The organism is Yonghaparkia sp. Root332 (assembly GCF_001425665.1).
In the GTDB taxonomy this organism is placed as follows: Bacteria; Actinomycetota; Actinomycetes; order Actinomycetales; family Microbacteriaceae; genus Microcella.
The window spans coordinates 312,619-336,094 of sequence record NZ_LMCX01000002.1 but is presented as its reverse complement, the minus strand read 5'-3'; the positions used below and the strand labels follow the sequence as shown (position 1 = coordinate 336,094).

At 73.1% G+C, this 23,476-nt stretch carries 21 protein-coding genes and 2 tRNA genes; 14 read left to right on the top strand and 9 right to left on the bottom strand.

Annotated features, from left to right (window positions below; genetic code table 11):
• Positions 1–121 precede the first annotated feature (121 nt).
• From ASC54_RS09360 to ASC54_RS09335, 6 genes are all read left to right on the top strand, one after another.
• On the top strand, positions 122–1,438 hold the full coding sequence (locus ASC54_RS09360; RefSeq protein WP_055860289.1) for a bifunctional o-acetylhomoserine/o-acetylserine sulfhydrylase: 1,317 nt from the start codon (positions 122–124) through the stop codon (positions 1,436–1,438).
• An 84-nt stretch (positions 1,439–1,522) separates the two neighbouring features.
• The gene (locus ASC54_RS09355) at positions 1,523–2,722 is read left to right on the top strand and encodes a homoserine O-acetyltransferase (protein ID WP_055860286.1); all 1,200 of its coding nucleotides are present in this window, start codon (positions 1,523–1,525) and stop codon (positions 2,720–2,722) included.
• Between the two features lies 1 nt (position 2,723).
• Positions 2,724–3,695 (top strand): hypothetical protein, encoded by a 972-nt coding sequence (locus ASC54_RS09350; protein ID WP_055860283.1) that lies wholly within the window; start codon positions 2,724–2,726, stop codon positions 3,693–3,695.
• Between the two features lie 59 nt (positions 3,696–3,754).
• Positions 3,755–4,921 (top strand): sensor histidine kinase, encoded by a 1,167-nt coding sequence (locus ASC54_RS09345; RefSeq protein ID WP_055860280.1) that lies wholly within the window; start codon positions 3,755–3,757, stop codon positions 4,919–4,921.
• Positions 4,918–6,189: a hypothetical protein gene (locus ASC54_RS09340; RefSeq protein ID WP_055860277.1), complete on the top strand. Its 1,272-nt coding sequence runs from the start codon at positions 4,918–4,920 to the stop codon at positions 6,187–6,189. The genes ASC54_RS09345 and ASC54_RS09340 overlap by 4 nt, the downstream gene beginning before the upstream one ends.
• A gap of 85 nt (positions 6,190–6,274) precedes the next feature.
• A complete protein-coding gene (locus ASC54_RS09335; protein WP_055860274.1) occupies positions 6,275–6,946 on the top strand; it encodes a response regulator transcription factor in 672 nt (223 codons plus the stop codon).
• Here ASC54_RS09335 and ASC54_RS09330 read toward each other — a convergent pair.
• The 3 genes from ASC54_RS09330 to clpX all read right to left on the bottom strand — a co-directional run bounded on the left by ASC54_RS09330 (position 6,943) and on the right by clpX (position 10,214).
• Positions 6,943–8,127 carry an MFS transporter gene (locus ASC54_RS09330; RefSeq protein WP_082515103.1) on the bottom strand — a complete coding sequence of 395 codons (1,185 nt, stop codon included), beginning with the start codon at positions 8,125–8,127 and terminating at the stop codon, positions 6,943–6,945. The genes ASC54_RS09335 and ASC54_RS09330 overlap by 4 nt on opposite strands.
• Before the next feature lie 197 nt (positions 8,128–8,324).
• On the bottom strand, positions 8,325–8,849 hold the full coding sequence (locus tag ASC54_RS09325) for a pyridoxal 5'-phosphate synthase (RefSeq protein WP_055860271.1): 525 nt from the start codon (positions 8,847–8,849) through the stop codon (positions 8,325–8,327).
• A gap of 87 nt (positions 8,850–8,936) precedes the next feature.
• Positions 8,937–10,214: an ATP-dependent Clp protease ATP-binding subunit ClpX gene (gene clpX / locus ASC54_RS09320; RefSeq protein ID WP_055860268.1), complete on the bottom strand. Its 1,278-nt coding sequence runs from the start codon at positions 10,212–10,214 to the stop codon at positions 8,937–8,939.
• A gap of 144 nt (positions 10,215–10,358) precedes the next feature.
• Here clpX and ASC54_RS09315 point away from each other — a divergent pair, with 144 nt between their 5' ends.
• The 3 genes from ASC54_RS09315 to ASC54_RS09305 all read left to right on the top strand — a co-directional run bounded on the left by ASC54_RS09315 (position 10,359) and on the right by ASC54_RS09305 (position 12,503).
• Entirely contained in the window at positions 10,359–11,033 is a 675-nt protein-coding gene (locus tag ASC54_RS09315) for a hypothetical protein (protein WP_156376810.1), read from the top strand.
• An 88-nt stretch (positions 11,034–11,121) separates the two neighbouring features.
• Positions 11,122–11,883: a YcnI family protein gene (locus ASC54_RS09310; RefSeq protein ID WP_055898578.1), complete on the top strand. Its 762-nt coding sequence runs from the start codon at positions 11,122–11,124 to the stop codon at positions 11,881–11,883.
• On the top strand, positions 11,880–12,503 hold the full coding sequence (locus ASC54_RS09305; protein WP_055860258.1) for a copper resistance protein CopC: 624 nt from the start codon (positions 11,880–11,882) through the stop codon (positions 12,501–12,503). Before ASC54_RS09310 ends, ASC54_RS09305 begins: the two co-directional genes overlap by 4 nt.
• An 81-nt stretch (positions 12,504–12,584) precedes the next feature.
• On the opposite strand, the gene ASC54_RS09300 is transcribed toward ASC54_RS09305, so the two are convergent.
• Both ASC54_RS09300 and ASC54_RS09295 read right to left on the bottom strand, forming a co-directional pair.
• Entirely contained in the window at positions 12,585–13,247 is a 663-nt protein-coding gene (locus tag ASC54_RS09300) for an ATP-dependent Clp protease proteolytic subunit (protein ID WP_055860255.1), read from the bottom strand.
• Between the two features lie 29 nt (positions 13,248–13,276).
• Positions 13,277–13,861, bottom strand: coding sequence for an ATP-dependent Clp protease proteolytic subunit (locus ASC54_RS09295; protein ID WP_082515020.1), 585 nt, complete (start codon positions 13,859–13,861; stop codon positions 13,277–13,279).
• A gap of 115 nt (positions 13,862–13,976) precedes the next feature.
• Here ASC54_RS09295 and ASC54_RS09290 point away from each other — a divergent pair, with 115 nt between their 5' ends.
• Both ASC54_RS09290 and ASC54_RS09285 read left to right on the top strand, forming a co-directional pair.
• The gene (locus tag ASC54_RS09290; protein WP_055899373.1) at positions 13,977–14,573 is read left to right on the top strand and encodes a GNAT family N-acetyltransferase; all 597 of its coding nucleotides are present in this window, start codon (positions 13,977–13,979) and stop codon (positions 14,571–14,573) included.
• Between the two features lie 69 nt (positions 14,574–14,642).
• On the top strand, positions 14,643–15,053 hold the full coding sequence (locus ASC54_RS09285) for a hypothetical protein (protein ID WP_055898575.1): 411 nt from the start codon (positions 14,643–14,645) through the stop codon (positions 15,051–15,053).
• Between the two features lie 57 nt (positions 15,054–15,110).
• On the opposite strand, the gene tig is transcribed toward ASC54_RS09285, so the two are convergent.
• The gene (gene tig, locus ASC54_RS09280) at positions 15,111–16,472 is read right to left on the bottom strand and encodes a trigger factor (RefSeq protein ID WP_055898572.1); all 1,362 of its coding nucleotides are present in this window, start codon (positions 16,470–16,472) and stop codon (positions 15,111–15,113) included.
• Positions 16,473–16,509: 37 nt separating this feature from the next.
• A tRNA-Pro gene (locus ASC54_RS09275) sits at positions 16,510–16,587 on the bottom strand.
• Between the two features lie 149 nt (positions 16,588–16,736).
• Here ASC54_RS09275 and ASC54_RS09270 point away from each other — a divergent pair.
• Positions 16,737–16,807 (top strand) — tRNA-Gly (locus ASC54_RS09270).
• A 73-nt stretch (positions 16,808–16,880) separates the two neighbouring features.
• Here ASC54_RS09270 and ASC54_RS09265 read toward each other — a convergent pair.
• Both ASC54_RS09265 and ASC54_RS12995 read right to left on the bottom strand, forming a co-directional pair.
• Positions 16,881–18,422: a hypothetical protein gene (locus tag ASC54_RS09265; protein ID WP_055898569.1), complete on the bottom strand. Its 1,542-nt coding sequence runs from the start codon at positions 18,420–18,422 to the stop codon at positions 16,881–16,883.
• Positions 18,423–18,491: 69 nt separating this feature from the next.
• The gene (locus tag ASC54_RS12995; protein ID WP_055860238.1) at positions 18,492–19,019 is read right to left on the bottom strand and encodes an RNA polymerase sigma factor; all 528 of its coding nucleotides are present in this window, start codon (positions 19,017–19,019) and stop codon (positions 18,492–18,494) included.
• A 112-nt stretch (positions 19,020–19,131) separates the two neighbouring features.
• On the opposite strand from ASC54_RS12995, the gene ASC54_RS09255 reads away from it, so the two are divergent.
• Positions 19,132–22,827: an SCO7613 C-terminal domain-containing membrane protein gene (locus ASC54_RS09255; protein WP_055898566.1), complete on the top strand. Its 3,696-nt coding sequence runs from the start codon at positions 19,132–19,134 to the stop codon at positions 22,825–22,827.
• A 138-nt stretch (positions 22,828–22,965) separates the two neighbouring features.
• Complete coding sequence (locus ASC54_RS09250) at positions 22,966–23,454, top strand: Dps family protein (RefSeq protein WP_055898562.1); 489 nt, start codon at positions 22,966–22,968, stop codon at positions 23,452–23,454.
• The last annotated feature ends 22 nt before the right edge of the window (positions 23,455–23,476 follow it).

Sequence of the window (23,476 nt, the reverse complement as noted above, 5' to 3'; positions counted from 1 at the left end):
GCCCGGCCGAGCGCGTTACGGCGTGTGTCGGTGCCATTGACCGTCGGATGCCGGCCTCCGTAGCGTGGGCGTGCACCGGGCGCCGACCGTCCGGCCCGCGACCCCACGAGGAGCAACCCCGATGAGCGACTACCAGTTCGAGACGCTGCAGATCCACGCCGGCGCCCAGCCCGACCCGACCACGAAGGCGCGCGCGACGCCGATCTACCGCTCGACGGCCTACGTCTTCGACGACGCGCAGCACGCCAAGAACCTCTTCGCGCTCGCCGAGTTCGGCAACATCTACACGCGCATCCAGAACCCCACCCAGGACGTCGTCGAGCAGCGCGTCGCCGCGCTCGAGGGCGGAACCGCCGCCCTGCTGCTCGCCTCCGGCCAGGCCGCGACGACGTACGCGGTGCTCAACATCGCGCAGGCGGGCGACCACATCGTGTCGTCCTCGAGCATCTACGGCGGCACCTACAACCTCTTCAAGTACACGCTCGCGAAGCTCGGCATCGAGACGACGTTCGTCGAGGACCAGGACGACCCCGCGGCGTGGGCCGCCGCCGTGCGCCCGAACACGAAGCTGTTCTTCGGCGAGACGGTCGGCAACCCCAAGGTGAACATCCTCGACATCGAGAGCGTCGCGGCGGTCGCGCACGAGAACGGCCTCCCGCTCATCGTCGACAACACGATCGCCACCCCGTACCTGATCCGCCCCTTCGAGCACGGCGCCGACATCGTCGTCCACTCGGCGACGAAGTTCCTCGGCGGTCACGGCACCGTCCTCGGCGGCGTGATCGTCGACGGCGGGAAGTTCGCGTGGTCGCAGAACGCCGAGAAGTTCCCCGGCCTCACCGAGCCCGACCCCTCGTACCACGGAGCGAGCTACACGGGCGTGCTCGGCGACGGCATCGCGTACATCATCAAGGCGCGCGTGCAGCTGCTGCGCGACATCGGCGCGGCCGTCTCGCCCGACAACGCCTTCGCGCTCATCCAGGGCATCGAGACTCTGAGCCTGCGCATCGAGCGCCACGTCGAGAACGCGCTCGCGGTCGCCCGCTGGCTCGAGGCCCACCCCGATGTCGCGACGGTCGACTACTCGGGGCTCGACTCGAGCCCCTGGCACGCGGCCGCCCAGAAGTACGCCCCGCGCGGCGTCGGCGCGGTGCTGTCGTTCGAGCTCAAGGGCGGCGTCGACGCCGGCCGCACGCTCGTGGACTCGGTCGAGCTGTTCAGCCACGTCGCCAACATCGGCGACGTGCGCAGCCTCATCATCCACCCGGCGTCGACGACGCACTCGCAGCTCACCCCCGAGCAGCAGCTGACGGCGGGCGTCACGCCCGGGCTCGTGCGGCTCTCGGTCGGGCTCGAGCACATCGACGACATCATCGCCGACCTCGAGGCAGGGTTCGCGGCCGCGCGCGCCGTCGTCGCGGCCAACCGCGAGGACTGACACCGGGCATCCGCCCGCTCTCGCCGGGCCCCCGCCACCGAGTGGCGGGGGCCCGGCGTCGTCTGCGCCAGAATGAGAGTCGACATGGACTGGCAGACCTCCGAAGACACCGTGCCCTCGGCGTTCATCACCGAGGCGAACCGGCGCGCCCTCCGCGGGACACCGCCGGTCACGGGGGCGTGGCGCGAGGGCGACGACGCGGGCGATCGGCTGTTCGCGAACCTCGGGCCGCTCCCGCTGGAGTCGGGCGCGCGGCTGCCGCACGTGCGACTCGCCTACGAGACGTGGGGCGAGCTGGACGATGACGGCAGCAACGCCATCCTCGTCTGCCACGCGCTCACGGGCGACAGCCACCTGACCGGGCGACCCGGGCGCGGGCATCCGACCGCCGGATGGTGGAGCGGCATCGTCGGCCCCGGGCTCGCGATCGACACCGACCGCTACTTCGTCGTCGCCCCCAACATGCTCGGCGGCTGCCAGGGCTCCACGGGCCCCGCATCCTTCTCGCCCGACGGCGCCGAGTGGGGCTCGCGGTTCCCGTACGTCACGGTGCGGGACCAGGTCGCGGCGCAGCGCCTGCTCGTCGACCAGCTCGGCATCGACCGCTTCTTCGCCGTCATCGGCGGGTCGATGGGCGGGATGCACGCGCTCGAGTGGGCCGTCACCCACCCGGAGCGCGTCGCGCGCCTGGCCGTGCTGGCCGCGCCCGCGATCTCGAGCGCCGACCAGATCGCCCTCAACTCGGTGCAGCTCGAGGCGATCCGGATGGACCCGGCCTTCCGCGGCGGCGACTACTACGACGAGGCCGAGGGGCCGTACCGCGGTCTCGCGCTCGCCCGGCGAATGGCCCTGCTCAACTACCGCTCTCCCGACGAGCTCAACGAGCGCTTCGAGCGGTCGTGGCAGGGCGTGCTCGACCCGCTCGGCGGCGGAGGGCGGTTCGCCATCGAGAGCTACCTCGACTTCCACGGCAACAAGTTCACGCGCCGCTTCGACGCCAACAGCTACGTGCGCCTGGTGGAGGCGATGAACTCGCACGACATCACGCGCGGCCGCGGCTCGCTCGCGGAGGTGCTCGCGGGGGTCACAGCGCGCGCGCTCGTGCTCGGCATCGACACCGACCGCCTCTTCCCCGTGGAGCAGCAGCAGGCGATCGCCGCCGCGCTGCCCTCGACGATCCACGGCCGGGAGGCCGTCGTCATCTCCTCCCCCTTCGGCCACGACGCCTTCCTCATCGAGGACGACCTCGTCGGCCCCCGCCTGACCGCGCTGCTCGCGAGCTGACATGCGCGCGCGCCCGCCCCGTCCTGCCGCGCGCACGGCGGGACGGGTCGCGGTCGCGGCCCTCTCGGCGGCCCTCGCCGCCGCCGGCCTGACCGGATGCGCGGGTGCGACCGGCTCGGACTCCCCGCCCCGCCCGGCCCCGGTCGAGGCGCTCCCCGCCTCGACCGACGCGATCGCCGTCGAGGCGGAGGTCTACCGCACGCGCATCGACGCCGCGCGCGACGGCATCCAGCTCTCGGTGACCAATGAGGGGGATGCCGCGCTCGCCCTCGATGGAGCCCGACTCGAATCGCCCCTCCTGAGCGCCGCGCTCGAGCGGATCGACGACGCCGTCATCCCCGCCGGCGCCACCCGGGATCTTCCGATGACCCTCGTCGAGCCCCGGTGCCCCGCCTCGCCCGAGGGCCGCGCGCCCGACGCCCCCGAGGCGGTACTGCTCGTCCCGCTCGCCGACGGCTCGGTCACCGAGCTGCGCGTGCCGACGACCGACCGCATCGGTCAGTGGGCGGCCTGGGTCGAGAGCGCGTGCTTCGCGCAGGCCGTCGCCGAGCGGGTGGAGCTGAGCGTGCGGGCGGACGGCGGCGCGGGCGGGACGATCGGCGTCGAGCTCGTCGTGCGGCCCCGGGAGGGTCCGGTCGGCGACCGCGGCGGCGCGGAGGTCGTGCGCCTGATGAGCGTGAGCGGCACCGTGCTGCTGGGCGCGCTCGACGCCGCCGGTGAGCGCGCGGAGGGCATCCCCCTCGATGTCGTCGTGGACCCCGCGAGCCCGACCGTCGCGCCGATCGTCGTGCCGCTGCGCTTCTCTCCCAACCGGTGCGATGCCCACGCGATCGCCGACGACAAGCAGGGCACGCTGTTCCGCGTCGGGGTCGCGCTCGGGGAGCGGACGGGCACCGTCACGATCGTCTCGGACGACGCGACGAAGGAGGCGCTCTACGCGGCCCTCACCGCGTCGTGCGCCGCGAATGACTGACGCGCACCGCAGGTGACAGACTGTCACCGGAGCGACCCGACGCTCCTCGACGGAGAAGCATGGACCTGATCGCGAAGGAGCGCCGCACGCTCCTCCAGCGCGCCGCCCGGGCCTTCGGGCTCGCCGGCGTCGCCCTGACGGCGATCTGCGTCGCGCTGCCCGGGATCGTCGACCCCGACGTGCTGCCATCGGTGCTCATCGTGCTCGCGGGCCAGGCCGCCGCTCTGGTCATGGTGGGCCGCTCGGGGAACCTCGGCTGGGTGATCCTGTCGATCGTGCTCGGCTGCGGGGCGCTCGCGCTCGCTCAGCTCCCGTGGGGCGAGTCGGCGAACGTCGCCCTGCCCGTCTCGCTCGCGCCGCTCGGCGCCGCCGGCCTCGGCGCGGTCGGCATGGTGCTGAGCGAGCGCACCGGCCGCTGGATCCTCTGGGCGCTCGGCGCGCTCGGCTCGAGCGTCCTGGTCGCGACGGCCGGCCCCACGCGCGGGCTCGTCTCCGTTCCGGCGATCGCCACCCTCGCCGGCTGGGTCATCACGCTCATCATCGGCATCTGGGTCACCGCGGGCGTGCAGCGCGCGATGCGCCGCATCGAGCAGATCGGCCGCTCGCACCAGGCCGAGCGCCAGGCCAGCGAGCTCGAGGCGCAGCGCCGCCAGGGCGCTCGCCTCCTCCACGACACCGTGCTCGCGACGCTCACCCTGCTGGCGCACTCCGGCGTCGGCGTGAGCGAGGACGCCCTTCGGCAGCAGGCCGAGGAGGACGCGCGCCTGCTGCGCCAGCTGCGGCTCGGCTCGACGCCCATGCCGCGGTTCTCGGGCTCGTACAGCCTCGAGCCGGTCGGCGAGACGACGCTCGGCACGACTCTCGAGTCGGTCAAGCAGCGCTTCCTGCGCATGGGGCTGACGGTGCGCTGGCACGGCACCGGCCACGTGCTGCTGCCCAACGACGTGCTCGACGCCTTCCTCCTCGCCCTCGCCGAGTGCCTCGAGAACGTCCGCCGGCACGCGGGCGTCGAGGAGGCCGACGTGACGATCACCGAGAGCGACGACATCGTCCGCGCGGTCGTCACCGATGCCGGCGTCGGCTTCTCTCCCGAGTCGATCAGCCCCGACCGCCTCGGCTTCCGCGAGTCCGTCGTCGCGCGCCTCGGCAACGTCGGCGGCAGCGCCCGCGTCTTCTCCACTCCAGGAGCCGGCACGACCGTGATGCTGGAGGTGCCGCGGCGATGAGCTCCTCGCGCACGAACCCCCGCTACACGCTCCCGGAGGAGAGCACGCTCGGCGGCAGCATCCGCCGCGCCGGCGCCCGCTCGTCGGTGCGCCGCGGCTCGGCGGGCTCCACGCACGCCTCCGCCCTCGGGTCCGGGTTCCTGGGCATCGGGATGGCGATCATCGCGGCGCTGCAGTCGATCCTCGGCGTCGGCCTGTTCTTCCTGCGGGCCGAGGAGTACCCGAGCCTGCTGCCCGGCCTCGGGGCGTGGCTGCTGCTGCTCGTGACCTTCCTGGGGCTCATCGTCACCATCTCGGCCACGGGAGAGCGCCTGCCCGACTGGCTCTACGGCTTCTTCCTCGCCGCTCTCGCCGCCGTCGTGTGGCTCGACTTCATGACGATCGCGCCGCTCGGCGACATCGGCCGCTACGCCACGGCATCGGTGAGCGCGGGGTTCGTGCTGCTCATCGTGGTGACCCTGCGCGCGGGGTGGGAGGTGCTCGTCGCGACGGCCGCGCTCGGCGCGGCCTTCCTCGTCGCGATCATGCTCACCACGCCGCTCACGCCCGTCACCATCCCCCACCAGATCGTCACGGTCGCCCTCGCCGTCGCCCCGGGCATCACCGGCGTGCTGCTCGTCGCCGGATTCGAGCGGATGCTCAAGCGCGAGCTCGACCGCGTCCTCGTCCAGTCGACCGTCACCGCGCCCCGCCTCGCGGTGGGCATGCTCGCCTCGGAGGAGCTCGCGCGCCTCGACCTCGCCGCGGAGGAGCTGCTGGACGCCGTCGCCGTCGGCGGCACCCCGCTCCCGCTCCCGCCGGAGTACTCCTCGCGCGCGGCGACGCTCGCGACCGAGCTGCGCCTGCACCTGCTGGAGGGCCGCCGCGAGACCTGGCTCTTCCACGCCGTCGCGGAGTCGGAGCAGCTGGGCCGGCGCGTCACCATCAGCGACCCGGGAACCCTCGCGGGGCTCCTCGACGACGTCCAGCGAGACGCCCTCCTGGCGGCGCTGTGGATGCTCGGGGCCGACCCGCTCGGATCCACGCCCGCCGAGTCGGTCACCGTCGAGCTCGGCCCCATGACGAGCGGCCGTGTCGACGCCGAGGGCCGCTCGATCATCCCCATCCGGCTGGAGATCGCAGGCCTGCGCCGGAATCGTGTCGATCCGGGTGTGTGGGAGGCCCTGGACCGGGTCGGCCGGTACAGTGACAGCACGGCATCGAGCATCGTCCGCATCGAGATCGACTGCCCCGTCGAGAATCCTGTCGACGCGGGCCGCACGACCTGAGCGAGGGCGAGCAGCGCACCCGAAGCGCGCGAGCCCGCAGCAGAAGCACCGCAGCACCTGCTCACCGAGTCGGAGGACCCGAGTTATGGCATCTGGAAGCGACCCCATCCGTCTGGCGCTCGTCGACGACCACCGCATGCTCCTCGGCGCCCTGACCGAGTGGATCCGCCAGGCCGCCGACGACATCTCGATGGTCGCGGCCGTCGCCAGCTGGCCCGAGCTGCTCGCCCACCCCGAGTTCCCCGTCGAGGTCGTCCTGCTCGACCTGGACCTCAAGGACAACATCCCCGTCTCGCTGAAGATCCAGACCCTGCGCGCGACGGGCGTCTCGGTCGTGCTCATGAGCACCTACTCGGAGCCGAACGTGGTCCGCGAGGCACTCAACGCCGGCGCGCTCGGCTACCTCGTCAAGAGCGAGGACGCGGGCATGATCGTCGAGGCGATCCGCGCGGCGAAGGCCGGCGAATCGTTCATCTCGGCCGAGCTCGACCTCGCCCTCAACGCCGCCGACGTCGGCGGCTCGCCGCGCCTGAGCGCGCAGGAGCGCCGCGTCATGGCGCTGTACGGCGCGGGCGAGCCCGTGAAGGCCGTCGCCTACCAGCTCGGCATCTCGGAGGAGACCGCGAAGAGCTACCTCAAGCGCATCCGCGAGAAGTACCGCATCGCGGGCATCGACGTGGGCACGAAGGTCGGGCTGCGCAAGCAGGCGATCGCCGACGGCATCCTCGTCGACGCGCCCGGCACCTTCACCGCCTAGGAGTCCCCCGCCGGGGCGCGGCGCTCCATCGCGACGCTCACGACGGCGAGCACCGCGCCGCCGACCGCGAGAGCGAGCCCGACCCACGCCGGCGCGAGATAGCCCCAGCCCGCGGCCACGACCAGCCCGCCGAGGAACGCCCCGCTCGCGTTGCCGAGATTCAGGGCCGAGTGGTTGAGGGCCGCCGCGAGCGTCTGCGCCCGCCCCGCGACATCCATCAATCGGGTCTGGATGATCGGGCTCACGGTCGCCGCCGCGAAGCCGACGAGGAATGTCGCGACGAACAGCCCGACGACGGTGCCGCCGACGACGCCCAGCAGCAGGAGGGAGCCGATGAGCGCCGCGAAGCCCTGGAACATCGCGCGCACCGTGCCGCCGTCGGCCAGGCGCCCGCCGACGAGGTTGCCCATCGTCATCGCGATGCCGGTGGAGATGAGGATCACCGGTACCACCGCTGCCGGCAGGCCGGCGAGCTCGGTGATCATGGGGGCGATGTAGGTGTACATCGCGAAGAAGCCGCCGAAGCCGACCGCGCCGACGCCGAGGGAGATCCAGACCTGGGGCCGGGCGAAGGCGCTGAGCTCGGAGCGGACCGTCGACGTCGGGTCGCCCGGCTGCCGGGGCACGAGCGCGCGGATCGCCACGAAGGTCGCCGCGAACAGCGCGGCGACGAGCAGGTAGGCCGGTCGCCAGCCGGCGTGCTGGCCGACCCACGTGATGATCGGGACTCCGATGACGGTCGCGACCGTGAGACCCGAGAGCACGAGAGCGACGCCCTGCCCGCGCTTGCCCGGCCCCATGAGGTCGGCGGCGACGAGGGCCGCGACGCCGAAGTAGGCGCCATGCGGCAGCGCCGCGACGAAGCGCGCGGCGAGAACCGTCTCGAAGGTCGGGAGGGTCGCCGAGGCGATCGTGCCGAGCGTGAACGCCGCCGCGAGCCACAGCAGCAGGGTGCGCCGAGGCACGCGCGCCGCGAACGCCGCGATCGTCGGCGCGCCGACGACGACGCCGAGCGCGTAGGCGGTGATGAGAAGGCCGGCCTGCGCGATCGCGACATCGGGGTCCTGAGCATGGATGCCCGGCAGCAGGTCGATCGCGAGCTCGGGCAGCAGCCCCATCGCCACGAACTCGGTCGAGCCGATGCCGAACCCGCCGAGGCTCAGGGCCAGCAGCGCCGCGATGACGCGGCGACGGCTCAGCGGGCTGCCGTGCCGATCACGGGCGACGAAGGACTCGTCCTGGTCGACGACGGGCACAGGGGCGGTGGGGAAGCTCACGGGACCTCTTCGCGATCGGGGACCCGGACATCCTATCGAAACGATTCGATCGGCTGAGTCATTCCCGTCGCCGGCCTCTCCCCGGGGTATGCCGCCGCCGATCAGCCGCCGAAGCGGTACCAGTGGCGCACGTGGTCACGGTCGTGCCGCGCCTGCCAGAACTCGATCTCGGTCGGGCTCAGCGCCCACGCGGCCCAGTCGGGGTTGGCGTCGCCCGTGCTCGCGGGGCGGGCGCGCCAGTCGGCCGCGGCGACGTCGCTCGAGAGCTCCTCGACCTCGCCCGTGACGCGCACCTGGCGACCGCGGGCCGGCCAGTAGAAGGTCATGGAGGCGAACGGGTTCGCGGCGAGGTCGACCCCCTTGCGGGTCGAGCGAGCGCCCGCGAAGACCCACAGACCGTCGACGAGATCCTTGAGGATGAGCGTGCGCGCCGTCACATGGCCGGTGGGGCCCGCGGTCGAGAGCGTGAAGGCGTGCGGCTGGTGCACGCCGTGGGCGAGGGCGTCGTCGAGCCAGCCGACGAAGAGCTGCTGCGGGTCGGCGGGCGCGGAGTCCGGGTCGAAGCTCGGGAGCTCGGCGGGGAAGTCGGGCAGTGCTCGCAGGCGGTCGCGCTGGGACTCGATCATGGCGTCAGCGTAGACCGGGCATCCTGCGCACGGCGAGAGCGCGTGCGCGCGCCCAGTCGACGCGCGCGGCGCAGAGGTGCGGGCGGGCTAGGCGCTCTTCTCGCGGCGCACGGGGCGGCGCGGCACGATCGTCGGCGCGGCGTTCTCGAGCACGGCGGCCCGGGTGACGACGACGCGCGCGACCTGGTCGTTCGAGGGCACCTCGAACATGATCGGGCCGAGCACCTCCTCCAGGATCGCGCGCAGGCCGCGAGCGCCGGTCTGGCGCAGCACGGCGAGGTCGGCGATCGCGTCGAGGGCGTCCTGCTCGAACTCCAGCTCGACGCCGTCGATCTCGAACATGCGCTGGTACTGGCGCACGAGCGCGTTGCGCGGCGTCGTGAGGATGTCGATGAGGGCCGAGCGGTCGAGCGGCGAGACCGTCGTGACGACGGGGAGGCGGCCGATGAACTCGGGGATGAGGCCGAACTTGTGGAGGTCTTCGGGCAGGACCTCGCTGAAGATGTTCTTCTCCTGCGCCTTGTCGTGCAGCGGGGCGCCGAAGCCGATGCCGCGCTTGCCCGCGCGCTGACTGATGATGTCCTCCAGGCCGGCGAAGGCGCCCGCGACGATGAACAGGACGTTCGTCGTGTCGATCTGGATGAACTCCTGGTGCGGGTGCTTGCGACCGCCCTGCGGCGGGACGCTCGCGACGGTGCCCTCGAGGATCTTCAGCAGCGCCTGCTGCACGCCCTCGCCCGAGACGTCGCGCGTGATCGACGGGTTCTCGGCCTTGCGGGCGATCTTGTCGACCTCGTCGATGTAGATGATGCCCGTCTCGGCGCGCTTGACGTCGTAGTCGGCGGCCTGGATGAGCTTCAGGAGGATGTTCTCCACGTCCTCCCCCACGTAGCCGGCCTCGGTCAGAGCGGTGGCGTCGGCGACGGCGAAGGGCACGTTGAGGCGCTTCGCGAGCGTCTGGGCGAGATAGGTCTTGCCGCAGCCGGTCGGGCCGATGAGCAGGATGTTGCTCTTGGCGATCTCGACGTCGTCGGCGAGCTGGTCGGCCGCGGTGAGGGTCTGGCGGGCGCGGATGCGCTTGTAGTGGTTGTAGACGGCGACCGAGAGCGACTTCTTCGCCGCGACCTGGCCGATCACGTATTCCTCGAGGAAGGCGTAGATCTCCTTCGGCTTCGGGAGCTCGAACTCGGCCGTGGCCTGCTCGTTCGACTCGGCGAGACGCTCCTCGATGATCTCGTTGCAGAGCTCGACGCACTCGTCGCAGATGTAGACGCCGGGGCCGGCGATGAGCTGCTGGACCTGCTTCTGGCTCTTGCCGCAGAACGAGCACTTGAGCAGGTCGGCGCTTTCTCCGATGCGGGCCATTGCGCCCTCCTCCCTGGTTGACCCCGAGCCTAGCCCGACGAGCCGACGTTCGTGACGCGCCGCGCTCCCCCGCGCGCCCGTCGCTCGCGGGCCCCGCTCCGAACACAGCTCGACCCGCCGCCGCGGGCGTACCCTGGAAGGGACATGAGGATGCACGCCGACCTGGCCGCCCGACGCTCGCGCGTCGCCGCGTCGTGGATCGTCGCCCTCGTCACCACGGTCGTCGCGGCCTCCGCCCACACCCTCGCGGGCGGCGCGGCACCGCACGCCCTCGCCCTTCTCGTGGGCGTCGGCGCCTCCGGCTTCCTCGGTATGACGGCGCTCTCGGCCCTCCGTGCCGGCCGCCTGTCGCGCCTCGGCCTCGCGGCCGTCGTCGCGCTCGACCAGACCGTCTTTCACCTCGTCTTCTCGCTGCTGGGCCCGGCGGGCGGGGCCGCCGTCGCCACGGGCGCGGATGCCCCGGCCGGCCACCCGGCGCACGGCGCGATCGAGGCGGCCGCCGTCGCGATCGCGCCCGCGGGCATCCCCGTCGAGGCGGCCGCGCCGCTCGCCGGCGCGACCGCGCTCATGGGGCTGCACCACGCCGTCGCCGCCCTGACCTCGTACGCGCTGCTGCGCCGAGGCTCGGAGGCCGTCGCCGCGGCCCTGCACGCGCTCGGGCTGGCGCTCGCGCGCCTGCTCGAGCCGGTCGTCGCGGCCGCGGCTCCCGTGGTCGGTCGCGCCCCGCTCGGCGGCGCCGGTCGGCGCCTCCTTCCGGCCGTCGTCGTGCTCGGCGGTTCGGGGCGGCGCGGGCCGCCCGCGGTCGCGCTCGCGCGCTAGTCGCGCCGGGCATCCCGCGACCCCACATTCATCGCGCCGTCGATCCGCCTCCGGGCGCCCGGCGCACCCGCACGGAAGAAGCACGACCATGACCGCACGAACCCTGTCCACCGCCCCCGCCCCCGCTGCCGCTCCGGCTGGCGCTCCGCGCGCCCGCCGCGCGGGCATCGCCGCCCTCGCGCTCGCGGCGGGCGCCGGCCTCGCGATCGCCGGCCCGACCGCCGCCTTCGCCCATGTGAGCGCCTCGAGCGACTCGACCGCCCCCGGCGGCCGCGCGCTCGTCACCTTCTCGATGTCGCACGGCTGCGAGGGGTCGTCGACGACCGTCGTGACGATCGACATCCCCGAGAGCATCCCGACGGTCGCGCCGACCGTCTACGCCGGCTGGAGCGTCGAGAAGGTCATGGTGCCGCTCGACGCGCCGATCGAGACCGAGTACGACACGCTCACCGAGCGCGTCGGGCAGATCGTCTACACGGCGACCGACGCGCCGCTCGCCGACGGCTACCGCGCCGCCTTCGACCTGCAGGTGACGCTGCCCGAGGGCGAGCCGGGCGAGCGCATCGAGTTCCCGACGACGCAGACGTGCGAGGTCGGCACGGCCGCCTGGACGGGCGAGGATGCGCCCGTCGTGACCCTCACCGACGGCGCGGCGGAGGACGACCACGACTCCGCCGACGCCGGTGGGCACAGCGAGGCCGACGACTCCGCGACTCTCACGAGCGCGACGCGCGAGGCGAGCGGCGGAGGCGATGACCTCATCGCGCGCATCCTCGGCGCCCTCGGCCTCGTCGCCGGGACGGCCGCCCTCACTCTCGCGCTCGTGCGTCGCCGCGGGGCCTCCTCGTGAGCCGCGCAATCGCGCGCGTCGCCCGCGCCGGCGTCGCGACCCTCGCGGCCTCCGCCGCGCTCGTCCTCGGGCTCGCGGCCCCGGCCGCCGCGCACGACTACGTCGTCGACTCCACGCCCTCCGACGGCGCGACGATCACCGCGCTGCCGGAGGCGTGGACGGTCACCGCGAACAACCCGCTCCTCACGCTCGAGGGCAACGACGGCGCCTTCGCGATCGTCGTCACCGACGCCGACGGGCTCTACTACGGCGACGGGTGCGTCGAGGTCACCGGCGCGACCATGGCCGCGCCCGCCGCGCTCGGCGAGCCGGGCGAGTACGCGATGACCTTCCAGTACGTCTCGAGCGACGGTCACACGCTGTCGGAGACGTACGCGTTCACCTACGCGCCCGAGGGCGACGAGCCCGTCACCGAGGGCTCGACCACGGCGCCCGAGTGCGGCGGCGAGCCTGCGGCCGGCGCGGGCGGGGACGACGACGCGCGCGGCGACGGTGCGGCCTCCGACGAGAGCGCGACCGTGCTCGCCGGCGTCGCCTGGATCGGCGGCGGGCTGCTCGCCGCGGCCGCCATCGCGACGATCATCGTGCTCGCGAACCGGCGCCGCCCCGCGGGCGACTGAACGCGCGAGAACGACGCGGGCCCCGCATCCTGAATCGGATGCGGGGCCCGCGGTCGTCCGCCTGTCGGCGCGGCCGGATGCTCAGCTCGCGGTGAGCGCCGGGAGCGTCTTGCGGCTCGTGAGGACCTGGTCGATGAGGCCGTACTCGAGCGCTTCCGAGGCGATGAGGATCTTGTCGCGATCGATGTCCTTGTTGACCTGCTCGACCGTGCGGTTCGAGTGCTTCGACAGCGTGTGCTCGAGCCACTCGCGGAGGCGCGCGATCTCCTTCGCCTGGATCTCGATGTCGGACGCCTGGCCGCGGCCCGCGTCACCCGTCGCCGGCTGGTGGATGAGCACGCGCGCGTTCGGCAGCGCGAGGCGCTTGCCGGGCGAGCCCGCCGCGAGCAGCACCGCGGCGGCCGAGGCCGCCTGGCCGAGCACGACCGTCTGGATCTGCGGGCGGATGTACTGCATCGTGTCGTAGATCGCCGTCATGGCCGTGAACGAGCCGCCGGGGCTGTTGATGTACATGACGATGTCGCGGTCCGGGTCCTGCGACTCGAGGACGAGCAGCTGGGCCATGACGTCGTCGGCCGACGCGTCGTCGACCTGCACACCGAGGAAGATGATGCGGTCCTCGAAGAGCTTCGCGTACGGGTCCTGGCGCTTGTAGCCGTAGGCCGTGCGCTCCTCGAAGCTGGGCAGGATGTAGCGGCTGCTCGGCATCGCGAGCGGGGTGCCGCCGAGGTTCGGGGTCTCCATGGGGGTCTCTCTCTCGTACTCGCGGATGCCTAGGCCTGGGTTCCGCCGCCGCCGACGATGTCGGTGGCCGAGGAGCGGATGTGGTCGACGAAGCCGTACGCGAGGGCCTCCTCGGCGTTGAACCAGCGGTCGCGGTCGCCATCGGCGTTGACCTGCTCGACCGACTTGCCCGTCGCCTCGGCGGTGATCGCCGCGAGACGGTGCTTCATGTCGGAGATCAGCTGGGCCTGCGTCTGGATGTCGCTCGCCGTGCCGCCGAAGCCGCCGTGCGGCTGGTGCAGCAGCACGCGCGCGTTGGGCGTGATGTAGCGCTTGCCCTTCGTGCCCGCGGTCAGCAGCAGCTGGCCCATCGACGCCGCCATGCCGATGCCGACCGTGACGATGTCGTTCGGCACGAACTGCATGGTGTCGTAGATCGCCATGCCGGCCGTGATCGAGCCGCCGGGCGAGTTGATGTACAGGTAGATGTCCTTGTGCGGGTCCTCCGCAGCGAGGAGCAGCAGCTTCGCCGCGATCTCGTTGGCGTTGTCGTCGCGCACCTCGGAACCGAGCCAGATGATGCGGTCCTTGAGGAGTCGATCGAAAACGCTGTTGGGCATTGCCGGTTCGGCCATGGGGTTGAGCTCCTGTTCGTCTCGTGGTTCGAATCTACAGAAGCCAACCCGCGAGCCCGGCCGTGTTCGCCGTGGGCAGAGAACGCGTCGCGCGGGTCGCTACCGTGGCCCCGTGATGCGATTCCGGCGGCCCTCCCCCGCCGACCTCCCGGCCCTCTACCGCGTGTGCCTGCTGACCGGCGACGCGGGCTCGGATGCGTCGGCGCTGCACGACGACCCCGACCTGCTCGGACACCACTGGGCCGGGCCGCAGTCGGTGCACGACCCGGCCATGTGCGAGGTCGTCGAGGACGACGCGGGTCTCGCCGGGTACCTCGTGGGAGTCGCGTCGACCTCCGACTTCGAGGAGTGGTGCGGGCGCGAGTGGTGGCCCGCGCTGCGCGAGCGGTACCGACTCGGCGTGGAGCGACGCGAGGCCGACGCGGAGCTCGTGCGGAGCATCCACCGCCCCGATCTCACGCCGCTGACGATCACCGGGCCGTTCCCCGCCCACTTCCACATCGACCTCCTGCCGCGCGCGCAGGGGCAGGGCATCGGGCGGATGCTCATCGAGCGGCTAATCGAGCGGCTTGAGCAGCGCGGCGCGAGCGGCGTGCACCTCGGGGTCGAGCCCGCGAATGCCCCCGCGATCGGGTTCTACTGGCACCTCGGATTCACGGAGGTCGCCGTCGAGGACGACGGCGGGCTCATCCTCGGCCTGCGGCTCGGGTGAACTGCCTCACATGGCGCCACCTCGACGCGTGAGCCACACGCGCCGCGGTAAGTGAGGAAGACTACAGTCATGCGCCCTTCCCGCCGCCTGCAGTTCGTTGGAACGTCCGCCCTCGTCGCAGCTCTCATCTCCGGCGCACTCGCGCTTGTGCTCGCGGCGAGCGTGGCGGGCGCAATGATGCGGTACTCGGACGCTGGCGCCGCGCAGGCGACATGCCTCAGCGTCGGCGCAGGACCGGGCGCGCTCGCGAGCGAGACGGCGATGCCGATCGGCGAGCCGAGCGCGTGGCCGCTCGGGCTGCGGTGCGTCTTCCCCGCCGTCGACGGCGGCACGACCGTCGTGGAGCCGGACCTTACCCTTTCGATGCTCGCGGTCGCGAGCGTGGGTCTCGCGGCGGCCGGGGCGGCGGCCTGGACTTTCGGCCGCGAACGCAGACGGCTCGCCCGCCACGAGCGAGTTCTGGAGCTGCGGCTCGGGTGAACGGACGACGGGCCGGAGCGAGATGCTCCGGGCCCGTCGGCGTGACTGCGGGGACGACTAGTGGTCGTGGCCCTCGTGGTCGTGACCGGCGTGGTCGTCGCCCTCGTCGTCGGTGACGACCGAGTCGGCGACGGGAGCTGTCGCGGCGGCCGTGAACGCCGACAGGTCGACGGCCTCGCCGCTGCTGTCGACGACCTTCGCCTTGCTGAGGGCGATCGAGAGCGCCTTCGAGCGGGCGACCTCGCCGACCATCTGCGGGATCTGGCCGTTCTGGTCGAGGACCTTGATGAACTCGCCCGGCTCCATGTTGTACTGCGCCGCGCCCTGGATCAGGTACTGGGTGAGCTCCTGCTGGCTGACCTTGACCTCCTCCTTCTCGGCGAGAGCGTCGAGGAAGATCTGGCTCGTGAACGTCTTCTGCGTCGACTCGGTGACCTCGGCGCGGTGCACGTCGTCCTCGAGGCGGTTCTCGTTCTCGAGGTGGCGGTGCACCTCGGTCTCGACGAGCGCCTCGGGCACGGGGATCTCGACCTGCTCGAGCAGCTTCTCGAGAAGGAGGTCGCGGGCCTGCGCGCCCTGGCCGAAGGCCTTCTGGCGCTTGACCTGCTCGCGGATGTCGTCGGTCAGCTCGCCGATCGTGTCGAACTGGCTCGCGATCTGCGCGAAGTCGTCGTCGGCCTCGGGGAGCTCGCGCTCCTTGACCGACTGGAGGGTGACCTCGATCTGGGCGGTCTCGCCCTCGTGGTCGCCGCCGAGCAGGACCGACTCGAAGGTCGTGGTCTCGCCCGCGCTGAGCGAGTCGAGCGCCTCGTCGATGCCCTCGATGAGCTCGCCCGAGCCGACCTCGTACGAGATCGAGCTCGCGGTGTCGACGGTCGTGCCGCCGACGGTGGCGACGAGGTCGATCTGGACGAAGTCGCCCGACGTGGCGGGGCGGTCGACGGTGACGAGCGTGCCGAAGCGGCCGCGCAGGTTCTCGAGCTCCGACTGGACCTCCTCGTCGGAGACCTCGGCCGCGTCGACCGTGATCTCGACGCCCTCGTAGGCGGGGATCTCGAACTCGGGGCGGACATCCACCTCGATCTCGACCTTGAGGTCGCCGGAGAAGTCCTTCTCGTTCGGCCACTCGGTGACGTCGGCAGAGGGGCGGCCGAGCGTGCGGAGCTTCTGCTCCTGCACAGCGTCGCGGAAGAACTTGTCGAGCCCCTCGCTCACGGCGTGGTTGATGACCTCGCCCCGGCCGACGCGCTGGTCGATGATGGGCGGCGGCACCTTGCCCTTGCGGAAGCCCGGGATGTTCACCGACTCGGCGATGTGCTTGTACGCGTGATCGATGCTGGGCTTGAGCTCGTCGGGCGTCACCGTGATGGCGATCTTGACGCGGGTGGCGCTGAGCTTCTCAACCGTGGACTGGACCAATTGGGGATTCTCCTGAGGTTTTCGGGGCTGATGGGTCTGGTCGGGGCGACAGGATTTGAACCTGCGGCCTCCCGCTCCCAAAGCGGGCGCTCTAGCCAAGCTGAGCTACGCCCCGATGACTGGCGACCATCGACCAGTTGGGCGGAAGACACGGGGTCTCTGCAAAACGGCCTCGGCAAGTCTAGCCGAGCCGCGGGGCACCGCCGCCGAGAGCAGATCGGGATGCGATACGCTGGCTCCCGCACGCGGCCGGTTCGGCCTCGTGGGGATGTAGCTCAATGGTAGAGCCTCAGTCTTCCAAACTGATGGTGCGGGTTCGATTCCCGTCATCCCCTCTGTGTTCATTCCTGGCTGCGCCGCCGCTCCTGCGGCGCAGCGCGCTGCGCGCGACGGGGCGAGTCGGAGCGCCTACTCCTCAGCGGGGAGCGGCATCGGCTCGATGCGGTACTCGATCGGCTCGGGGAGGGCGATGACGCCCTCGACGAGCGAGACCACCGAGCTCCACCAGCCCTCGGCCTGCCGGTAGGCGTAGCCGGGGACGAGCCACGCGTCGCCCTCCGAGTCCCACATGAGCAGGAGCGTCGCCTCGGCCTCGTTCACCGTGACGATCTCGACCTCGGGGGTCGGCTCGGGCAGAGGCTCGGGCTCGACGACGGGCGGCTCGCTCGGGTCGATCGGGGTCGGCGCGACGGGCTCCGGCTCGGTCGGCGCGGGCTCGACCGGGTCGACCGGTGCAGGCTCGGGCGCGGGCTCGCTCGGGACGGGCTCCGCGGGCGGGGCCGAGTCGGTCGGCGCCGGAGCGGGCTCGGTGCCGGGGTCGACGGCCGCGCCGCTCGATCCGGTGGCTCCGTCGCCGTCGGTGCCGGGCATCCCCTGCTCGAAGGCGGCGTCGCCGGCCATCTCGGCGATGCCGACGCCTCCGCCCTGGAACTCGGGGCCCGCCGCGCCGAACCAGCGGCCGTCGGAGAGTCGGGAGACGGCGTCGCGCTCCGAGACGGTGCCGAACGTGCCCCGGCCCACGATGTCGACGGCGTGCCCGTAGGCCCACGCGATCTCGCCGCCGGGGCCCCACGCGACGGCCCAGTCGAGGGCGGTCTCTACGCCGTCGACGACGAGGTTCGCGCTCGCGACGGTCTGCCAGTCGTCGGCGGTGACGCGGATGTCCTCCGCATCGACGTCGAGCCCGGTCGCGGTCAGGATCGCGGCGGCCTCGTCGCGCGCCTCATCCTCGCTCGGCATCGCGCCGCCGGTGGGCGGCACGGGCTCGCAGATCTCGGGCGCGATCTCGGGCAGCGGCTCGTCAGCCGGAGCCTCTCCGGCGGTCCCGTCCGCCCCGACGTCGCCCGGGACCGCGCAGCTCGTCCACCCGCTCGCGGCGGGGTCGCTGTACCACCAGCTGGCGGTGCCGGCCCAGGTGATCGTGAGCGCGGGCGCCGAGCCGTCCTCCGGGCCGACGATGTACGAGGGGTAGCTCTCGTCGAAGTAGCTCGCACGCACCGCCTCGCCCACGAGGTCGAAGACGTCGGCGAGCCCGTCGAGGGTCGCCTCGGGGGCTCCGGTGCGCTCGAGCGCGTAGGCGGCGCCCGAGCCGCCGGAGGTCGCGAGGCCGTCGCCGGCGACGTACTCGTACTGCTTCCAGACGCCGATACGCAGGTCGCTCGACTCGGCGGCGGCGCCGAACGCCGACTGCTCGGCTGCGCCGCCGGCCGCGGTGAAGAGCGGCGCGCGCGGGGCGAACGGCTGGGTGATGACGAGGGACGCCGCGGTGACGGCGGCGATGGCGAGCACGGAGCCACCGGCCGTGCGCGCGACGCGGCCGTGGTTGACGAGGCGCGGGGCGCGACGACCCGGGGCTTGCGTGACGATGTCGGAGGACAGGACCGGGGCGGCGCCCTGGTCGATCGCCCGGCGGAGGCGGGCGGCTGCGTCGTCGTGCTGTTCGCTGCTCATACCCGGTATATGTCGAAGAGCGGTCGGATCTTTCGCGGGCGTCGCGGATGGGGCCGCGCGATCGGGGGGTCAGTCTCGGGGCGCGGCGGGGGCATCCCCCGCATCGCGCGCCTGGGCGCGCTCGAGCGCCTCGGCGAGGGCCTTCTTCGCGCGGTGCAGCCGGACGCTCACGGCGTTGGGGGTGATCGCGAGCGCGACGGCGATGGCGCTCACCGGGATGTCCTCGAGCACGGCGAGGGCGAGCACTTCGCGGTCGCGGGGGCGCAGCTCCTCCCAGGCGCGGGCGAGAGCCAGGTCGCCGAGCACGATGTCCTCCGTGCTGGGCGCGGAGTCGGGGGCGGCGAGGATCGCGAGGGCGCTCGTGCGGGCGGCGTGACGGCGCCGGTGATTGGCGACGAGGTAGGACGCGATGCGGTAGAGCCACGGGAGCTCCTCGCCCTCCGTGACCGACTCGCGTTTGCGCCAGGCGACCGCGAACACGTCGGCCGCGAGGTCGTCGACGGCGTCGCGCTCGACGCGGCGGGCGAGGTACGCGCTCACGGCGGGGAGGTGCCGGGCGTAGACGGCCGCGAACTCGTCGGGCGTCACGGGCGGCATGGCGACAGTCTGCCCTCGTCGCGGCTCGTCCCTAGCGCACCGGGCGGCGCGTGTTCGCACATCCCGTTCGAGGGTCCCCCCTCGTCGCGCCCCGGCCGATAGGTTGTGCCGCATGAGCGTCGTGCCGCCCCTCAGTCCGCCCGCCGACCCCGCGAGCCCGGGTCGCTCGACCGCCGCCGACGTGGCCCTCGCCGGCCCCGTGACCTTCCCGCGCTCACCGGTCGAGCTGCGGTCGACGACGACGTGCCCGGCGTGCCTCGCTCCCCTGCGTGACGCGCGCTGCGCCCGCTGCGGCCTCGACCTCACGCAGCCCTCCGCGATCGAGCTCGCGCGCGTCTCGCAGCAGGCCGCCGACCTCCTGGATGCCCGGGTCGCCCTCATCGGCCGCATCCGTCGCGAGGGCGCCGCCGCGGTCGCCGTGCCTGGCGCGTCGGCGAGCGCCGCACCCGCCTCGCCCGCTCCCGCGGAGTCCGCCGTCGCGCCGCCCCCCTCACTCGCGCTTCCGGGGATGCCGGCGCCGACCTCTCCGCGATCGGGGAGATCGAGCATCCAGATCGCGCTCATCATCATCGGCATCAGCCTGCTGTCGGTCTTCGCGGTCTTCGGGCTCGTCTACGCCTTCCTGACCTACGGGCAGGCGGTGCGGATGCTCATCGTCGCGGCAGGGACCCTCGCGACCCTCGCGGCCGCGGCCGCCCTGTCGCGGCGCGGGCTCAGTGCGACAGCCGAGGGCATCGCCGCTCTCGGCACCGTGGTGCTCGTGCTCGACGCGTGGGCCCTGCGAGAGAACGACCCGCGCGGTCTCGGCACGCAGCCCGAGCTCGCCTACTGGGGCGCCGCCCTCATCGTCGTCGGCCTCATCTGCGTCCTGTGGTCGCGGCTCGGGCGGCTGCACGCTCCCGCACTCGGTGCCGCACTGCTCGTGCCGCTCGGCGCGGCCATGCTCGCGACCCACCTCGCCGAGCCCCTCGACGCGCAGTGGGGGTCGACGATCATCGCCGGGGCGAGCACCGCGGTCGGCGGCATCGTCGGAGCGGCGGCCGCGCTCGCCCACCCGGTGCTGACGAGCCGCGAGACGCCCGGCATCGCCCGCGGCGCGCGGCTCATCGCCGTGCTGACGGCGATCGGCCTCGGCACGGTCGCGGCGAGCGCGATCACTCTCGGGCTCGACGATGCGACCGCGACGCTCGTGCTGAGCATCGCACTCGCCCTGGTCGCCCTGGCCCACGCGGCACTGGTCGCCCGGGTCGCCGACGCCGGGCACTCGATCGAGCGGTGGCTCGCCGCCGCCACGGGCGCGCTCGCGGTCCTCGCCGCGGTTGCGGGGTCGGCGATCGGCGCCGCCCGACTGCCGGCGGGTGATACGGCCGTGTGGCTTCCGCTCCTGGTCGCGACCGGCATTGCCGTCGTCCTCGAGCTCGGTGTCGCGCGACGAGAGCCCTCCCCGAGAGCCGTCGCGCTGCGCACCGCTCTGATCACGGCCGCCGCGCTCGCCGCGGCGCTCGCGGGAATCGCGGCGATCGTCGGTCTCGGCGCCGCGGCGGAGGCGGCGCTCGCCGCGACGTCGCCGCTCGGCACGCTGACCACGAGCACGATCGTCGACCCCGAGCCGGTCATTCCGGCCGCGCTCGCGGGCCTGCTCCTGGCGCTCGGCTTCGTCGCGGCGGGCTGGGCGGCGCTCGGGGTCCTCCGCGCGCGGGCACGCGCGCTGACGGCCGTCGGCGGCGTCCTTGCCGTCGCCGCCGTGCCGCTGCTGGGGACGTGGATCGCGATCATCGTCGTGCTCTCCGTTCTCGCGATCGGCGCGAGCCTGCTCCTCCACGCCTCGGGACGCATCGACTCTCACGACGATCGCCGCGCTGTGCAGGACCTCCTGGCACCGCTCGCCGTGGGCTCCGCCGTTCTCGTGATGCTGATCGCGCCCGCCGTGACCGGCGGATGGATCATCGGCACGGCGGTCGCGGTCACCGCCGTCGCCATCTGCCGGTCGCTCCCGGCTCATCCGATCGTCACCGCGATCGCCGTCGCGACCGCCTCGGCGATCGTCATCCTCGCGAGCATCCCCCTCGCCGACGACGTCGCACGAGCGGGGCTCCTCGACGGCACGATCGGCGGCGATGGTTCGTCGCCGACGATCGCGCCCTCCACCCTCGCTCTCGCCCTGTCGGGCGTCGTCCTCCTGGCCGCCCAGCTCGGTCGGGTGCAGCGGACTGAGCGTCGGGCGGCCTCCGTGGTCGCCGTGCTGCTGGGCGCGCTCGCCGCGCTCGACCTGCGCGCCCCTGCCCTCGGTGCGGCGCTCGCGGCGGCCATCGGCCTGGGTGCTCTCGTGATCGTCCTCATCCGATCGCGGCGCGGCGCGCATCACTCGGCGGTCTCTCCTGACGAGCGGCGCCTGGACGGGCTCATCGCCGCGGGGCTGCTCCCCGGCCTCGCGGTCGTCCTCGCCGGCGCGACGCTGCTCGACGCGACCCCGGGCTCGGTGCCGTCCGACGTGAGCGGAGCTGTGGCGCTGCTCGCGCTCATCGTCGTCGCGACGACGAGCCTCGCCGCGCACGCGCTCCGGGCGCCCGACTCCCGGCGTCGAGCAGTGACGGACTCCGTCACCGCGGCTCTCGGGGCGCTCGTCCTGCTCGGCTCGGCCACGAGCGGGTCGACGGCAGCGCTCGACGGTGGCGACGGGGCGCTCCTGCTGCTGGCGGGCGCGATACTCCTCCTGCTGCTGGCGATCGACCGGGATGGGCTCGTCGGGTCGCACTCGCGCCGCCGCCACCTGGGCTGGGGCGCCCTGGCGCTCGGCTCGCTCGCGCTCTGGACCCAGCTGACGACCACTGGGGAGAACGCACCGGAGCCGTTCGTCCTCCCCGTCGCCGGCATCGTGCTCCTGGTCGCGGCGCGCCTCGCCGTCGTCCGACGCGGCGACGAGGGGGCGCCGAGCCATGCGGTCGCGCCGCTCATCGCCCTCGCCGCGCTGCTCGCCGGCGCTCCCCTCGCGCTGGCGAGCGCGGAGGGCCCGCTCCTTCGAGCCCTCGCGGTCGGCGTGATCGCGAGCGTCGTCGCCCTCGCCGTCGCGTGGCGCGCCCGTGAGCTCGACGCGCGCATCCCCGGGCTGGCCTCGACCCTCGCGGCGGCCACGCTCGTCGTGCTGGGGGTGCTCACCGTGGTCCAGTCCGTCGACCCGGCCGCTTCGGCCGGCGCCGGCGGCCTTCCGATCGCGGAGCAGATGCGCGGGATCCTCCTCGTGATCGTGCTCGCGGCCGTCGCCGTCGGAGCCTGGCTCGCGCCGGAGGGACGTGAGCGCGACATGGTGTCGGCGGGGTCGGCGGGTCTCGGAGCGCTCGCGGCGGGCATCCTCGGTGCGGGCGGCGCGGCCGACCCCGTGGAGCTCGTGAGCCTCCCGATCGCGCTCGCGCTCCTCGCGATCGGCACGCTTCGCCTCGAGCGGGACGAGCGCGCCCGCAGCGCCGTGTGGCTCACCCCCGGTCTCATCCTCCTCCTCGTGCCGTCGCTCGTCGCCGTCGATCAGGACCCCGCTCTCTGGCGCGTCGTCGCCCTGGGCGTCGTCGCCACCGCCGTCGCCGTCGGGGGCGCGATCCGCCGCCTGCAGGCGCCCCTGCTCATCGGCGCGATCGTCCTGCTCGTCCACCTGCTCGTGCAGAGCTGGCCGCTGCTGGAGGACATCGGGCGCGCCGTCGAGTGGTGGCTGTGGCTCGGTCTCGCCGGCGTGGTCGTGGTCGCGATCGCCGCTCGCTACGAACGACGTCTTCAGAATGCGCGCGACCTCGTCCGCCAGATCCGCGACCTGCGCTGAGCGCAGCCGAGCATCGGGTCCGCCCTGGGAGCGCGGTGGGAGTCGCCTCCACGCGGCTCGCGATCGGCCTACCGTGGATCACGAGCGCGCGCCACGAGCGCGACTCATCCACGATCGACGACACGAAAGGACCACGCCATGACGGACGTGACCTCCGCCCCCGAAGCGACGACGGACGCCGAGATGGTCTCGGGCGTCGCCCAGTACCTCGAGCCCGTCGTCATCGACCTCAACGCCCTCGCCCTCGAGGGCAAGCAGGCGCACTGGCACGTGCGGGGCCGCAACTTCATCGGCGTCCACGAGCTCCTCGACACGCTCGTCGAGCACGCCCGCGACTACGGCGACAACGCCGCCGAGCGGATCGTCGCCCTCGGCCTCCCGCTCGACGCGCGCACCAAGTCGATCGCCAAGAAGACGACCGTGCCGCCCGTCCGCGCCGGCTTCGCGCAGACCGACGACTTCATCGCCGACGTCATCGCGGGCATCGACGCCGCTCTCGTGAGCCTTCGCGCGGCGATCGAAGGACTCGAGGAGATCGACCCCGTGAGCCAGGACCTCGCGATCGCGATCACCGCCGACCTCGAGAAGGACCGCTGGTTCCTGTTCTCGCACATCGCGGAGGCCTGAGACCGGGCACCTCACCGACCTG

What these genes read in the sequence shown, in the direction of transcription:
- ASC54_RS09360 (WP_055860289.1), top strand. Translation starts at nt 122, where the DNA reads ATGAGCGACTACCAGTTCGAGACGCTGCAGATCCACGCCGGCGCCCAG.
- ASC54_RS09355 (WP_055860286.1), top strand. Translation starts at nt 1,523, where the DNA reads ATGGACTGGCAGACCTCCGAAGACACCGTGCCCTCGGCGTTCATCACC.
- ASC54_RS09350 (WP_055860283.1), top strand. Translation starts at nt 2,724, where the DNA reads ATGCGCGCGCGCCCGCCCCGTCCTGCCGCGCGCACGGCGGGACGGGTC.
- ASC54_RS09345 (WP_055860280.1), top strand. Translation starts at nt 3,755, where the DNA reads ATGGACCTGATCGCGAAGGAGCGCCGCACGCTCCTCCAGCGCGCCGCC.
- ASC54_RS09340 (WP_055860277.1), top strand. Translation starts at nt 4,918, where the DNA reads ATGAGCTCCTCGCGCACGAACCCCCGCTACACGCTCCCGGAGGAGAGC.
- ASC54_RS09335 (WP_055860274.1), top strand. Translation starts at nt 6,275, where the DNA reads ATGGCATCTGGAAGCGACCCCATCCGTCTGGCGCTCGTCGACGACCAC.
- ASC54_RS09325 (WP_055860271.1), bottom strand. Translation starts at nt 8,849, where the DNA reads ATGATCGAGTCCCAGCGCGACCGCCTGCGAGCACTGCCCGACTTCCCC.
- clpX (WP_055860268.1), bottom strand. Translation starts at nt 10,214, where the DNA reads ATGGCCCGCATCGGAGAAAGCGCCGACCTGCTCAAGTGCTCGTTCTGC.
- ASC54_RS09315 (WP_156376810.1), top strand. Translation starts at nt 10,359, where the DNA reads ATGAGGATGCACGCCGACCTGGCCGCCCGACGCTCGCGCGTCGCCGCG.
- ASC54_RS09310 (WP_055898578.1), top strand. Translation starts at nt 11,122, where the DNA reads ATGACCGCACGAACCCTGTCCACCGCCCCCGCCCCCGCTGCCGCTCCG.
- ASC54_RS09300 (WP_055860255.1), bottom strand. Translation starts at nt 13,247, where the DNA reads ATGGAGACCCCGAACCTCGGCGGCACCCCGCTCGCGATGCCGAGCAGC.
- ASC54_RS09295 (WP_082515020.1), bottom strand. Translation starts at nt 13,861, where the DNA reads ATGGCCGAACCGGCAATGCCCAACAGCGTTTTCGATCGACTCCTCAAG.
- ASC54_RS09290 (WP_055899373.1), top strand. Translation starts at nt 13,977, where the DNA reads ATGCGATTCCGGCGGCCCTCCCCCGCCGACCTCCCGGCCCTCTACCGC.
- ASC54_RS09285 (WP_055898575.1), top strand. Translation starts at nt 14,643, where the DNA reads ATGCGCCCTTCCCGCCGCCTGCAGTTCGTTGGAACGTCCGCCCTCGTC.
- ASC54_RS09265 (WP_055898569.1), bottom strand. Translation starts at nt 18,422, where the DNA reads ATGAGCAGCGAACAGCACGACGACGCAGCCGCCCGCCTCCGCCGGGCG.
- ASC54_RS12995 (WP_055860238.1), bottom strand. Translation starts at nt 19,019, where the DNA reads ATGCCGCCCGTGACGCCCGACGAGTTCGCGGCCGTCTACGCCCGGCAC.
- ASC54_RS09255 (WP_055898566.1), top strand. Translation starts at nt 19,132, where the DNA reads ATGAGCGTCGTGCCGCCCCTCAGTCCGCCCGCCGACCCCGCGAGCCCG.
- ASC54_RS09250 (WP_055898562.1), top strand. Translation starts at nt 22,966, where the DNA reads ATGACGGACGTGACCTCCGCCCCCGAAGCGACGACGGACGCCGAGATG.